We start from the raw sequence: 12,261 nt of genomic DNA on the forward strand, positions 1-12,261 counted from the left end.
ATTCAAAACCCTCGCGCCGCGCCTGCCGCCGATGACGAGGCTTTCTCGCTCACCCCGCTCTGGCATGTCGCCGGCAAGGGCAAAGCCTTTGTCGACCAGCAACACGACGTCACCGCGTCCGACATCGAGCTGGCGCAGCGCGAGGGTTTTGAATCGGTCGAGCATCTGAAGCGCTACACCACGCTCGGCATGGCGACCGACCAGGGCAAGACCTCCAACGTCGCCGGCCTCGCCATCATGGCGGCGGTAACAGGCAAATCCATTCCCGAGACCGGCACGACCATCTATCGCCCGCCTTACGTGCCCGTCGCCATCGGCGCCTTTGCCGGACACCATCGCGATGAGACTTTTCATGCAACGCGGCTGACGCCGTCGCATCACTGGGCGGTGGAACAAGGTGCTGTCTTCGTCGACACCGGTCTTTGGAAACGGGCGCAGTGGTACCCCCGCGCGGGCGAGAAGGACTGGCTGGAATCGGTGACGCGCGAGGTCAAGGCGGTGCGCTCAGGCGTCGGATTCTGCGATGTCTCGACGCTCGGCAAGATCGACGTGCACGGTCCGGATGCCGGCGCCTTCCTCGACCGCGTCTACATCAACACCTTCTCCAGTCTTGCAGTGGGCAAGGCGCGCTACGGTCTGATGCTGCGCGAGGACGGCATCGTCTATGACGACGGCACCACGTCGCGGCTGGCCGAAGACCACTATTTTCTCACCACCACCACGGCCAAGGCCGGTCTGGTGATGCAGCATCTCGAATTCTGCCGCCAGGTGCTGTTCCCGGAGCTCGACGTGCAGCTCACTTCCGTCTCCGACCAGTGGGCGCAGTTCTCGATCGCCGGACCGAGCGCGCGGGAGTTGCTGAAACAGATCGTTGATGAGTCCGAGGACCTTTCCAACGAAGGCTTTCCGTTCATGGGCGCGCGCGAAGTGACATTGCGCGGCGGCCTCAAGGCGCGGCTGTTCCGCATCTCGTTCTCCGGCGAAATGGCCTTCGAGATCTCGGTACCGGCACGCTTCGGCGATGCGATGGCGCGCAATCTGATGCTGGCCGGTGCGCCATTCGGCGTGACGCCTTACGGCACCGAGGCGCTCGGCGTCATGCGCGTCGAAAAGGGCCACATCGCCGGACCGGAACTGAGCGGCACGACGACAGCGGCCGATCTTGGTCTGGGCAAGATGATGTCGACCAAGAAAGACTATATCGGCCGCGTCATGGCCGGACGCGAGGCGCTGGTAGCCCCAGATCGCCAGGTCGTCGTCGGCATCAAGCCGACGGACGAGACACGCCGGTTGCGCTCCGGCGCACACATCATCCCGAAGGGGCAGACGCCCGGCCCCGGCAACGACCAGGGCTATGTCACCTCGGTCTGCTTCTCGCCGACGTTGGATCAGTGGATCGGGCTCGCGCTTGTCGAACGCGGCCGCGAACGCATCGGCGAGATCGTGCACGCGCATGATCCATTGCGCGGCGAAGACTATGACGTCGAACTCTGCAATCCCGTCTTCTACGACCCGGATGGAGGGCGCCAGCGTGGTTGAGTTTTCCTGGGCTCCCCGCAGTCCGCTTGAAAAGGCGCTCGTTGCCGGCGTGCATGGTGCACGCGGTATTGAGGCCGGCGTCTCGCTGACCGAGATCCGCAATTTTGATCTGATCCAGGTGATGGCGCGGCGCGGCCAGGCGGCCGAGCTGGGACAAGCCGCCAAGGCTCGGTTTGGTGTTGCTGTCCCTGATGCGCCCAAGGCGGTGCGGACTTCGGACGCAACCCTGATCTGGTCGGGACCGGACCAGTTCTTCGTGCTGTCGAAGGGCGGCAAGCACACGATACAGACGCTGGAGCCCGCATTGTCCGGCTCGCTGTCGGACCAGTCGCATGCGCGGGTTCTGGTCAGCATCTCCGGCGCCAAGGCGCGGACAATGCTGGCGAAACTGTCGTCGATCGATTTGCATCCCGATGCGTTTCCGGTTGGCGCCGCCGCCGCGACGTCGATGGATCACACCAGCGTCACGCTCTGGCGCGGCGGTGATCGGACGGATGGGCAGGCGGTGTTCAACGTTCTGATGTTTGCGACGTTTGCCGAGAGCCTTTGGCATACGATGCTGGATTCGGGCGCGGAGTACGGCGTCGACATCGACCATACAGAGAGACTGGCTTAGCCTTGGCTAGTCTTCCCTTCTCCCACAACAAGGGGAGAAGGGAAAGCGCGCGCCACCTCCGCCTTGCCAAACCCAACCGCACTGCTATTCTTGCTGCTAAAATAATTTCACACACAGGCAAACTTGTTTCTCGAACCGCAAGGCTGAGATGAGCCAGTCGCCCTACCCCGCAATTGCCGCCGGACCGCCCAAGCCTAGCCTCATCCTGAGGCCCGGCCAGATCGCGCTGCCGCCGGGCATGGAGCGTTATACGATCCAGGGCAACGGCGCGGTGCTGATCGACATCGAGGCCGGCGACGCGATCACCGTGCGCAATGTCGAAGGCGGCCAGGCCTGCGAACTTCTGGCCTGGGACAGGACCGGCGCGACCGATCCCAGCATTTTTGGTGAAGCATCGAACAGCAACGCTGCCGGCATCAAAGCGCTGCTCATAGAGGGGGACGACAGTCTCGCATCCCTGCGGAGCGGGCTCGCCCGCCGGCAGGTGCAGCTTGACCACGCCAAGGCCGTGCGGGTGTTCGGCGTCACGACACCGGCCGGCACCGAGCAGGCTTTCACCGTCGCACGCGATGGTGTGGTGCTGATTGCCGCCCCCGGCGGGCCGATGCTGGTCGATGGTCATGACACGGCGACACCGCTGACCGTCTTCGTTCGCCGCGCCACGATCCGCCCGGCGGCGAAATCGGTATTGGCTGATCCGCTTGCCGACCCGGTGCTCGATTTGCGCGTCCATTCGGCGACCGCGGAGGCCTATTTCGTTAGGGCTGGCGACTATCTGCAGATCATCGATGTCGACGGGCGCCAATGCACCGATTTCCAGTGCTTTTCGGCGCGCAAGCTGGACAGGGGACTGGATCATCCGCTCGACGTGACGACGACGCGCACGCTCATGGGTGCGAGCTACCCGATGCCCGGCCTGCATTCCAAATACTATGACCAGGACATGGAGCCGCTGGTCGAGGTGGTGCAGGACACATGCGGCCGGCACGACGCCTTCGCGCTCGCCTGCGCCGCCAAATATTACGACGACATCGGCTATCCCGGACACACCAACTGTTCGGAGAATTTCAACGGCGCTCTGGTCGGCAAGGGCGTCAATCCCCGCGCGGGCTGGATGGCGATCAACTTCTTCTTCAACACGGCGATCGACGCGCATGGCGTCATGGTGTCCGACGAGCCGTGGTCGCGGGCGGGCGACTATGTGCTGCTCAGGGCGCTCACCGACATCGTTTGCGTTTCCTCCGCCTGCCCCGACGACACGACGCCGGCCAATGGCTGGAACCCGACCGACATCCATGTGCGGACCTATTCCGGCCAGCACAAATTCTCGCGAGCGATCGCCAGACGCATGACGCCCGATTCGGAACCGAAAATGACCCGCGAGACCGCTTTTCATTCGAGCTTTGCCAAGCACACCCGCAACTTTCAGGAGTACAAGGGCTATTGGCTCGCCAATTCCTTCGCCAAGGACGGGCCGATCGCCGAATACTGGGCCTGCCGCCAAGACGCGGTGATCATGGACCTGTCGCCGCTGCGCAAGTTCGAGGTCACCGGCCCGGATTCCGAAGCGCTGCTGCAATACACGCTGACCCGCGACGTCAAGAAGCTCGGCGTTGGCCAGGTGGTCTATTCGGCCATGTGCTACGCGCATGGCGGCATGATTGATGACGGCACCCTGCTGCGGCTGGGCAAGGACAATTTCCGCTGGGTCGGCGGCGACGATCTGTCTGGCGAGTGGCTGCGCGAGACGGCGACAAAACTCGGCCTCAATGTCCTTGTGCGTTCCTCCACCGACCAGATGCACAATGTCGCCGTGCAGGGACCGAAGAGCCGCGACATCCTCAGGGAGGTGATCTGGACCTCGCCGCTGCAGCCGTCGATCGACGAACTCGAATGGTTCCGCTTCGCCGTCGCCCGCATTGGTGGCGGCAACGGCATTCCGGTCGTCGTCTCGCGCACCGGCTATACCGGCGAGCTCGGCTACGAGATCTGGTGCCATCCGCGCGACGCCGAAAAAGTCTTCGACGCCATCTGGGAAGCCGGCCAGCCGCACGGGCTGAAGCCGATGGGACTGCAGGCGCTGGACATGGTGCGCATCGAGGCCGGGTTGATCTTCGCCGGATACGAATTTTCCGACCAGACCGATCCGTTCGAGGCCGGCATCGGCTTCACCGTGCCGCTGAAGAGCAAGACCGACGATTTCGTCGGCCGCGAGGCGCTGATCCGCCGCAAGGAGCACCCGCAGACGAAGCTGGTCGGTCTCGACATCGACGCCAATGTCGACGTCGGCCATGGCGATTGCGTGCATGTCGGCCGTGCCCAGATCGGCGTGGTCACGTCAGGCATGCGCTCGCCGGTGCTGAACAAGACCATCGCGCTGGCCAGGCTCGATGTCACCCATTCGGCTGTCGGTACCGAGGTCGAGATCGGCAAGCTCGACGGCCATGCCAAGCGGCTGCCGGCGCGAGTCGTCGCCTTCGCCCACTACGATCCGCAAAAGACCAAACCGCGTTCCTGACGGCCCTTCCCTCCCAAGACAGTGAGGCCGTGCTGCAGTTCGTGATAGGAATTTTTTCTTGACCTGCTGAGGGCAGCTATGCTACATATTCGTCCATGGTGCTGATTTGCGCTGCGACCCGCCTCCGGCGGGTTTTTCGCTTCCTGACCCTTGGTCCTTTTCCGAACAATCCCACCGCGGCAGTGTGAAGCCGACATGTTTCGCAAGCGTGATGTGCACGGCGCGACAAATCGCTTGACCTGAAAGCGCGCCGGATCAATCTTCACTGTTAAGAAAAAAATGCGACTGAGTGGAAACACCGACAGCCGCCCAAAGCATGCGTCGATGATGAAGCCTCGCGAAGTCGCGGCCGTCACGAACGGGGAACATCAAAATGGGGAACAAAGACATATGAGCACGATAACGACTGTCCTGGAGCCGCTTGCCGAAGGCAAGTTGCACCGAAATATCGACTGGCGCGGCGCCTTCTGGGTGGCGAGCGGCGTGCCGGCCCTGGTCCTGTTCTCGATCGGCGGCATTGCCGGCACGACCGGCACGCTGGCCTTCGCGATCTGGATCTTCTCCATGATCATGGGCTTCCTGCAATCCTTCACCTATGCCGAAATCGCCGGCCTGTTTCCGAACAAGTCGGGCGGCGCGTCGATCTACGGCGCCACCGCCTGGCTGCGCTATTCCAAGTTCATCGCGCCGCTGTCTGTCTGGTGCAACTGGTTCGCCTGGTCGCCGGTGCTGTCGCTCGGCTGCTCGATCGCCGCCGCCTACATCCTCAACGCGCTGGCGCCAGTGCCGCTGTTCACCGAAACCTCACCCGATGTCGTCGCCTATATCGCCGCGCATGCCGGGACGAGTGCCGCCGACGCCATCACAGCGGTGACCGCGGCGGCGACGCCGGCAATCCGCAACTGGACGCTTTACAGCCACACGCTGGGACCGGTCTCGTTCACCTTCAACGCGACCTTCTTCATCGGCGCAGTGCTGATGCTGATCATCTTTGCGATCCAGCATCGCGGCATTCTCGGCACCGCCAATGTGCAGAAATATATCGGCCTCTTGGTCATCGTCCCGATGCTGATCGTCGGCGTGGTGCCGATCGTCACCGGCCAGATCAACTGGGCGAATTTTTCGCCGCTGGTGCCGCTGGCCGCAGCCTACGCGCCCGAGCCCGGTGCCTGGAACATCGCCGGCTGGACGCTGGTGCTTGGTGGTATGTTCATCGCCGCCTGGTCGACCTACGGCTTCGAGACCGCCGTCTGCTACACATCCGAGTTCAAGAACCCCGGCACCGACACGTTCAAGGCGATTTTCTATTCCGGCCTTCTGTGCATGCTGCTGTTCATCCTGGTGCCGTTCACCTTCCAGGGCGTGCTTGGCCTCAACGGTATGCTGGCGACGCCGATCGTCGACGGCTCCGGGGTCGCCGACGCGCTGGCCGGCATGGTCGGCGGCGGCGCGCTAGTCCACAGCCTGTTGGTGATGCTGATGATCCTGGCGCTGGTGCTGTGCATCATGACGGCCATGGCCGGCTCTTCGCGTACGCTCTACCAGGGCTCGGTCGATGGCTGGCTGCCGCGCTATCTCAGCCATGTCAACGAACATGGTGCGCCGACACGGGCAATGTGGACCGATCTCGTCTTCAACCTGATCGTGCTGGCCATCGCCTCGGCCGACGCGACGAGCTTCTTCTTCATCCTCGCCGTGTCGAATTGCGGTTACATCATCTTCAACTTCCTCAACCTCAACGCCGGCTGGATCCACCGCATCGACAACGGCCATATCGCACGGCCCTGGAAGGCGCCGAGCTGGCTGCTCGGGATCGGGGCGATCTTCGCCTATGTCAACGCGATCTTCATGGGCGCCGGTGCCAAGGTATGGAACCCGATGGCGCTGTGGGCCGGCCTGATCACGGCAGCGCTGATCATCCCGGTGTTCTGCTTCCGACACTACATTCAGGACAAGGGCAAGTTCCCCGACCACATGCTGGCCGATCTCGGCATGACGGGGGCCGACCTCTCGGTCAAAAAGGCGGGCATGCTGCCCTATCTGACGCTGGTCGCCGGCGTGGTGGTGATGCTGCTCGCCAACTGGTTCTTCGTCATCTGACCTCATAAAAATAAAAAGGATCGGGCGCGCTTCGGCGCGCCCGATCCTTTTCGACTGGCGCGATCGATCTATTCGGCGGCCAGCGCCAGTTGCGGCTTTTCGGCTTCCTGGCTCAGTTCCAGATCGTCCGTCCGTCCCTCCGCCCCGCGCTTCTTCGGCTCCCGGCCGAAGAACAGGGCGTAACCGGCCGGCAGGACCAGGATGGTCAGCACCGTGGCAACCAGGATGCCGCCCATCATGGCGTAGGCGAGCGGACCCCAGAAGACGCCGCGCGAGATCGGGATCAGCGCCAGCACCGCCGTCAGCGCCGTCAGCGTGATCGGCCGGAAACGGCGAACGGCCGAACCGATGATGGCCTCGTAGCGGTCCATGCCCGCGGCGATGTCCTGGTCGATCTGGTCGACCAGGATAATCGAGTTGCGCATGATGATGCCGAGCAGCGCGATGACGCCGAGAATGGCGACGAAGCCGAACGGCGCACCGCTGATCAGGAGTGCCGCGGCAGCACCGATAATGCCAAGCGGACCGGTCGCCAGCACCAGCATCGCCTTGCCGAAGTTCTGCAGCTGGATCATCAAAAGCACGACAATGACGGCCAGCATGATCGGTGCCTTGGCGGCGATCGAAGCCTGGCTTTCCGCCGAATCCTCCGCACCGCCCTGGATTTCGATCTTGTAACCGGGCGCCAGACCCGCACGCAGGTCCTTCATGTCGTTGTACATCTTGGTGACGACGTCGTTGGACTGCACGCCGTCGGGCAAGGTGGCGCGCACGCTGATGGTCGGCAGGCGGTCGCGGCGCCATTCGATGCCTTGCTCCAGCACCGGCACCACCTTGGCCACCTGCGACAGCGGCACGAAACCGCCGAAGTCGGTCGGGATATAGACCGAGTCGACCGAGGACAGCAGGCTGCGGCTGGCATTCGGCTCGCGGGCGACGATGGACACCGTCTCCTCGCCGTCGCGGAAGTCGTCGAGCGGCGCGCCGGACATCGTCGCCTGCAGCATCTGGCGGATGCGCTGCGAGGTGACGCCGAGTGCGCGGGCACGATCCTGGTCGATGACCAGCTTCATCGCCGGAACCGGCTCCAGCCAGTCATCATGCACGGCGCCAAGCAGCGGATCTTCACGGAACTTCGCCTTCACCTGGTCGGCGATGCGGCGCACCTCCTGGCGATCCGGCCCCATGACGCGCATCTGCACCGGCCAGCCGGTCGGCGGACCGAGGAACAGACGATCGACCTTGGCACGGATGGACGGGAAGTCTTGCGCCAGGACGGTGCGCAACTTGACGATCAGACGCTCGCGAGCCGGTTCGTCATTGGCCATGACGAGCAACTGGGCAAAGTTGGGGTTGCTCAGTTGCTGGTCGAGCGGCAGGAAGAAGCGCGGCGCGCCCTCGCCGATATAGGTGGCGATGAAACGCTTGTCCTTGTCGTCCATCATCTTGGTCTCGAGCGCCTTGGCCTGCGCCTCGACTTCCTTGATGCTGGTGCCTTCCGGCAGCCAAAGGTCGACGAGGATTTCCGGCCGCGACGATTGCGGGAAGAAGTTCTGCGGAATGAACTGGAAAGCCCACAGGCTGGTGCCGAAGGTGACCAGCGTCATCACCAGGACGATGATGCGATGGCGCACGGCCCAGCTGACGGTGGCACGAAGCCGGCGGTAGAAACGCGTGTCGAAGACATCGTGATGGCTGCCGGCATGCTTGCGCTGCTTGAGGATCATGTTGCCGAGCCATGGCGTGAAATAGACCGCGACGAACCAGGAGACGATCAGCGCGATGCCGACGACATAGAACAGCGTGCGGACATATTCGCCGGCGGTCGAGGCCGCGAAGCCGACCGGAATAAAGCCGGCCGTGGTGATCAGCGTGCCGGTCAGCATCGGGAAGGCGGTCGAGGAATAGGCGAAGCTCGCCGCCTCGACCTTGACCATCCCCTCCTCCAGCTTGCGCTCCATCATCTCAACGACGATCATCGCGTCGTCGACCAGAAGACCGAGCGCGATGATCAGCGCGCCGAGCGAGATGCGCTGCAGGTCGATGCCGAGCTCGTACATGATGGCGAAGGTCGCGGCCAGCACCAGCGGGATGGCGATGGCGATGACCAGGCCGGAACGCCAACCGATCGACAGGAACGAGACGACGAGCACGATCAGCAACGCTTCGCCAAGCGCATGCATGAACTCCGCCACCGCATCGGTGACGACGCCCGGCTGGTCGGAGATCTGGTCGACCGCAACGCCGTAGGGCAGCGCCTCTTCGAAGCGCTTGTAGGTGGCCTCGACATCCTTGCCGACATCGGTAACCTTGAAGCCCTTGGCCATGACGACGCCCAACTGCACGCTGTCGTGGCCGTTGAAGCGGTACTTTCGCTGGAACGGATCCTGCAACCCCGAACTCACCGTGGCGATGTCGCCCAGCCTCGTGACCTGACCGCCGGCGCGCAGGCGCAGGTTCCTGATATCCTCGACCTTGCCGACATCGCCCTCGACGGAAATGCGCACCGAGTTGGTGCCGGTATCGACGGAGCCGGCCGGGTCGACATTGTTCTGTCCCTTGATCGCATTCTGCAGATCGGTCAGCGTCAGGCCGCGTTCGGCCAGGGCCTTGGACGAGACGTCGATATAGAGCTTTTCAGGCTGGTCGCCGATGATAACGGCCTTCTCGACGCCGGGCGTCGTCAAAAGCATGTCGCGCGCCTGGATGGCGAACTTCTTCAGCTCGGGATAGCTGAAGCCGTCGCCGCTGATCGAATGCAGGGTGATGAAGGTGTCGCCAAATTCATCGTTGAAATAGGGGCCGAGCAGACCTTGCGGCAAGTCACCGGCAATGTCACCGACCTTCTTGCGCACCTGGTAGAACGCGTCGGTCACCTCGGCAGTGTTGGTGTCGCCCTTGATCTGCACGGTGATGATGGCGCTGCCGGCGCGGGTAAAGGAGCGCACGAAATCGAGATGCGGCGTTTCCTGCAGCTTGCGTTCGATCTTGTTGACGACCTGGTCTTCCATCTCCTGGATCGAGGAGCCCGGCCAGATCGCCTGGACGACCATGACCCGGAAGGTGAAATCGGGATCTTCCTTCTGGCCCATGCGCATCAGGCCGAGCGCGCCGGAAATGATGATCAGGCCGAACAGGAACCGCGCAATGGCGGGATGGCCGATTGCCCAGCGCGACAGGTTGAAGGGCCGCTTCTCTTCCGTGGAATTGGTCATCGACGCTGGTCCATCTATCTAGCGCAACAAAATCGAGGGTTCGTAGTGGCTTCCGGGCGGCAAGGCTCTCCCAGCGGAGAAGCACTCATCGCGGTGGGACGCGAAATCGATGTGGGGGTTACATCAATCGAGCGTCTCGGTCGGGCGCCTGCCGCCCGGAAACCAGCGACTGCGGGAACGCGCAGCCGGTTGTCTGTCGTCAGCGCACCTGCTTGGCGTCGCCGTCCGCCGCGGATGCCGATTGCAGCGCCGTATCACCGGCGAGCTTCACCTTGAGGTTCTCGGTCATGAATTGCGTGCCGGCGGCGACCACGACATCGCCGGGTTTCAAACCCTCCGCGACACGCACGCCATCGGCGGCGAACTCGGCAACCTTGATCGGACGAGCATGAACGGTGTCGGCGCCACGATCGACGGTCCAGACGATCGATTGGGTGCCTTGCTCGGCCAGTGCGCTCAGGGGGATCGAGACCAGCTGCCGCTCATTGGCCGCCGTGGCTTCGATGCTGGCGGTCATGCCGAGCAGCACACGCGGATCGTTGGGCAGGCTGACGCGGACGGCAAAGGTGCGTGATTGCGGATCGGCGCTGCCGGCGACTTCGCGGACCTTGCCGTCGAGCGCCAGCGCATCGTCCGACCAGAAGCCCGCCTTGACCGCCTTGCCCGGCTTGAATTCGGCGATTTCCATTTCGGGGACGGCGATCAGCACTTCCTTTTCGCCGTCGACAGCGACAGTGACAACCGGCGTACCGGAACCGACCACCTGGCCAACGTCGGCGCTGACCGTGGTGACGATGCCATCCCTGTCGGCCTTGAGATCGGTATAACCGACCTGGTTCTTCGCCTGAGCCAGTGTCGAAAGGGCGGAATCACGGGTGGCGACCGCTTGGTCATAGGTCAAGGTCGCCTGTTCGAGCTGTGATTTCGGGGCAAAATTCTTGGCAAAAAGCTGCTCGGCACGCTTGCGGGCGAGTTCCACGGTCTCGACCTGCCGCTCGGCGGCATCGAGCGCTGCCTGCGCGCTCTTGACCGAAAGGTCGTAGTCAATGGGATCGATGCGGGCGAGCACATCGCCCGAGGCCACATGCTGGCCGATATCGACGAGGCGCTCGGTGATCTTGCCATTGACGCGAAATGCCAGAGCGCTCTCGGTGCGGGCCCTCACCGAGCCGGAATAGGAGAGCGTGCGGGTGTCATTTACCTTCGCGATCTCGACAACCTTGACCGGGCGGATGATATCCTTGACTTCGGCTTTTTCCTGGCTGCAGCCGGCAAGCCCGAGAGTGGCGGTGACAAGCAGCACCGGGCCTACAACCGGCAGCCTGCCGATGATTGAACTGAACGAAGACACGCGCGTACTCCCGAAATGGAGATGAATCGTTGAAACCGGCGCCCGACGGGCGGAGGCTACTTCAAGGCCTTGATTGCATAGTCGACGAGGTCGTCAGGCATTGCCCGGTTGGTCTTGGCAAGGCATTGCGCCACCATCTGCGGGTGACACAGGATGACGGTCGCGGCGCCGAAACAGCGAGACGCGATAACCGGATCCTGTTTTCTGAACTCACCGGCCTCGATCCCGTCACGAATGATTTCCGCGAACAGGTCGTGAATGCTGTCGACATGCTTGTCGATCACACCCCAATCCCGTTCGAGGGCGACGATGACCATCTCGTGGACCTTCTGGTCGTCGAGCATGACCTCCATCGTCATCTTGTATTGCGCATGCACGTAGCGCCGGAGCCGCTCCTCGGCGCTGATCGGCAGACGCGAAATCTCGTAGGCCATCTTGTAGCTGGCGCCGAGCATCCGGCCGCAGACGGCCTGGTGGATTTCGACCTTGGAGGCGAAGAAACGGTAGATGTTGGCCGGCGACATGCCGAGCTCACGCGCAATGTCGGCGACATTGGTCTTGCCGTAGCCATAGTGCCGGAACAGGCGCTCGGCGCAATCGAGAATGCGCGTTACATTTTCCTGTCGGGCGGCTTCGGCGACTATGGTGGCGGCTTCGGACATGATCCTCTATCGATTTACGAGTGACGAATTTTGATTTTCATCACTCGTAAATCGAAAAGAAGGACCTGTCAATGCGAATTCGGTATACACGTACGAATGGTGACAGATGGTGACAGTGAGAAGGTGGAATCGACGATCGCTGTTAGCGGCTGGCCCTGATGAATTCGTCATCCTAGGGCGAAGCAAGGAGCGAAGCGACGCGGCGCAGACCCTAGGATCCATGCCGCGGCGTTGGTCAAAGAGTGCGACGGATCAATAGG

Annotated in this window: 7 protein-coding genes; 4 read left to right on the forward strand and 3 right to left on the reverse strand. The window is 62.9% G+C overall.

Going from position 1 to position 12,261, the window contains the following annotated elements; translation table 11 throughout:
* The 4 genes from EN990_RS02785 to EN990_RS02800 all read left to right on the forward strand — a co-directional run.
* Positions 1 to 1,539, forward strand: a 1,539-nt coding sequence (locus tag EN990_RS02785) for a glycine cleavage T C-terminal barrel domain-containing protein (protein WP_281056223.1), incomplete at its 5' end; no start/stop codon positions are given.
* Complete coding sequence (locus tag EN990_RS02790; RefSeq protein WP_127368329.1) at positions 1,532 to 2,155, forward strand: sarcosine oxidase subunit gamma family protein; 624 nt, start codon at positions 1,532 to 1,534, stop codon at positions 2,153 to 2,155. The genes EN990_RS02785 and EN990_RS02790, both read left to right, overlap by 8 nt.
* Positions 2,156 to 2,303: 148 nt before the next feature.
* On the forward strand, positions 2,304 to 4,673 hold the full coding sequence (locus tag EN990_RS02795) for an aminomethyltransferase family protein (RefSeq protein WP_127368328.1): 2,370 nt from the start codon (positions 2,304 to 2,306) through the stop codon (positions 4,671 to 4,673).
* Positions 4,674 to 5,063: 390 nt separating this feature from the next.
* Positions 5,064 to 6,773 (forward strand): APC family permease, encoded by a 1,710-nt coding sequence (locus tag EN990_RS02800; RefSeq protein WP_024502584.1) that lies wholly within the window; start codon positions 5,064 to 5,066, stop codon positions 6,771 to 6,773.
* Positions 6,774 to 6,841: 68 nt separating this feature from the next.
* On the opposite strand, the gene EN990_RS02805 is transcribed toward EN990_RS02800, so the two are convergent.
* The 3 genes from EN990_RS02805 to EN990_RS02815 form a co-directional block, all read right to left on the reverse strand.
* Positions 6,842 to 9,988 carry an efflux RND transporter permease subunit gene (locus EN990_RS02805; protein WP_013532913.1) on the reverse strand — a complete coding sequence of 1,049 codons (3,147 nt, stop codon included), beginning with the start codon at positions 9,986 to 9,988 and terminating at the stop codon, positions 6,842 to 6,844.
* Positions 9,989 to 10,187: 199 nt separating this feature from the next.
* The gene (locus EN990_RS02810) at positions 10,188 to 11,339 is read right to left on the reverse strand and encodes an efflux RND transporter periplasmic adaptor subunit (RefSeq protein ID WP_127384737.1); all 1,152 of its coding nucleotides are present in this window, start codon (positions 11,337 to 11,339) and stop codon (positions 10,188 to 10,190) included.
* Positions 11,340 to 11,395: 56 nt separating this feature from the next.
* Entirely contained in the window at positions 11,396 to 12,001 is a 606-nt protein-coding gene (locus EN990_RS02815) for a TetR family transcriptional regulator (protein WP_013532915.1), read from the reverse strand.
* Between the last annotated feature and the right edge of the window lie 260 nt (positions 12,002 to 12,261).

The sequence above is a fragment of the Mesorhizobium sp. M7A.F.Ca.US.005.03.1.1 genome (genome assembly GCF_003997975.1).
Taxonomy (GTDB): Bacteria; Pseudomonadota; Alphaproteobacteria; order Rhizobiales; family Rhizobiaceae; genus Mesorhizobium; species Mesorhizobium ciceri.

Coding starts and splice junctions, on each gene's coding strand:
- EN990_RS02800 (WP_024502584.1), top strand. CDS start 5,064: ATGAGCACGATAACGACTGTCCTGGAGCCGCTTGCCGAAGGCAAGTTG.
- EN990_RS02815 (WP_013532915.1), bottom strand. CDS start 12,001: ATGTCCGAAGCCGCCACCATAGTCGCCGAAGCCGCCCGACAGGAAAAT.
- EN990_RS02795 (WP_127368328.1), top strand. CDS start 2,304: ATGAGCCAGTCGCCCTACCCCGCAATTGCCGCCGGACCGCCCAAGCCT.
- EN990_RS02805 (WP_013532913.1), bottom strand. CDS start 9,988: ATGACCAATTCCACGGAAGAGAAGCGGCCCTTCAACCTGTCGCGCTGG.